Annotated in this window: 1 tRNA gene; it reads left to right on the top strand. The window is 59.5% G+C overall.

What is annotated here, in order from left to right:
- Positions 1 to 405: 405 nt before the first annotated feature.
- Positions 406 to 496: transfer RNA gene (locus EN852_RS34545), tRNA-Ser, on the top strand.
- The last annotated feature ends 462 nt before the right edge of the window (positions 497 to 958 follow it).

Here is a 958-nt window from a genome sequence, read left to right as displayed (position 1 = left end):
TCGGCGGCGCGGGCGCCCGAAACTGCGATCAGGGCCGCAGCTGAGCCGAGAAGAAGGCTCTTGATGTTCATTTTCTGACCTCCAGTCAGAATCGAACGCAAGCGATGTGGACTCTCGGCCAAAATTATAGCAATGCCTTGTTATTGCGCTCTTTTTCGCCCCGTGCAGCGTGATGAAGGGCGTCTGCCGGTGATTGCGTATCCGGTTTCCGGTCTACGATGGCGCTCCAATGAAGGCGCCTCTGCTGGCTCGAAAAGGCCTAGTAAGTCCACGATTCGCCTCGTCTGGGCCGATGCGATGCCGATGCTCCACCGCTTTCAGAAGCTGCCGGCCTAACGATTTTTCGGCGATTATGGCGCCGGCTTGTTGATTGTGCCCACGCTTTTCTTTATCCAGCGGCGCGACGGAGAGGTGGCCGAGTGGTCGAAGGCGCTCCCCTGCTAAGGGAGTAGAGGTCAAAAGCTTCTCGTGGGTTCGAATCCCATCCTCTCCGCCATCCTCCCCCGCGCTGCGCGCGACAAGCCTCCCTTCGCAAGGCGATTCTGCGGCAAGAACCGGACGAGGCGACTCGCCGGGACGCCGCAATTCAGCCGGCCGATCGCCGGATTTGGCCGGATTCAGCCGCCGTGGGGGCCCTGATGGTTAACGAGAGCTTTCGGAGTGAGGCCAAATCGTGTCATTTGTGCAACAACGCCCGGGTATAGCGTCCGGATCGGGCTTTCGCCGACACGAACATGGTTGAACGCCGCCGCCTCCTGGGTAAAGGTCATGTTCGAAGGAGCGGCGCGGTGCGCATCTTTTTCGGTAGTGGGGATGGGGCAGGGAACGCTGTCCTTCAGCAAAAAATACCCAGACCCGTTTTTTAACTTTTGACTGGAGGTCAGAAAATGAACATCAAGAGCCTTCTTCTCGGCTCAGCTGCGGCCCTGATCGCAGTTTCGGGCGCCCGCGCCGCCGA

The organism is Mesorhizobium sp. M2E.F.Ca.ET.209.01.1.1, from assembly GCF_004010375.2.
Lineage (GTDB): Bacteria > Pseudomonadota > Alphaproteobacteria > Rhizobiales > Rhizobiaceae > Mesorhizobium.
This window is presented reverse-complemented; position numbering and strand designations above follow the sequence as displayed.